General features: G+C 50.7%; 1 rRNA gene. It reads right to left on the bottom strand.

What is annotated here, in order from left to right:
* A 16S ribosomal RNA gene (locus ACYPYQ_RS13555) occupies positions 1-468 on the bottom strand; the annotation flags it as partial.
* Positions 469-734: the final 266 nt, after the last annotated feature.

The following is a 734-nucleotide window of genomic DNA, read 5'->3' as shown; positions in this document are numbered from 1 at the left end:
GTTATTAACCGTGCCCGTTTCTTCCCGTCTGAAAGAGCTTTACAACCCGAAGGCCTTCTTCACTCACGCGGCATGGCTGGATCAGGCTTTCGCCCATTGTCCAAAATTCCCCACTGCTGCCTCCCGTAGGAGTCTGGGCCGTGTCTCAGTCCCAGTGTGGCGGATCATCCTCTCAGACCCGCTACAGATCGTCGCCTTGGTAGGCCTTTACCCCACCAACTAGCTAATCTGATATCGGCCGCTCCGAAAGCGAGAGGTCCTTGCGGATCCCCCCCTTTCCCCCTCAGGGCATATGCGGTATTAATCCGGCTTTCGCCGAGCTATCCCCCACTTCCGGATACGTTCCGATATATTACTCACCCGTTCGCCACTCGCCACCAGGTGCAAGCACCCGTGCTGCCGTTCGACTTGCATGTGTAAAGCATGCCGCCAGCGTTCAATCTGAGCCAGGATCAAACTCTTCAGTTCAATCTAGCTATTTAATTGCAAGTCCTTTCGAACCCGCAGATCTCACTCAAAGCGAATTTACATTTCTGTATCTTCGATCAGTGTGAGGTACTTCTATATGTCTTGAGTTAACTCATATCACCTTGGCGATATTCGTCTGCCTCCGCACACGTACCCACACTAATCGGTTGTTTTTTCTATCTTTTAAAGAACTTTTTCCTTGCTTCCTTCACCACCGTGGCAGCGAAGAGGTGCGCATTATAGTGACTAAATTATTTACGTCAACT

It is taken from the genome of Sideroxyarcus sp. TK5 (assembly GCF_054601595.1).
This window is presented reverse-complemented; position numbering and strand designations above follow the sequence as displayed.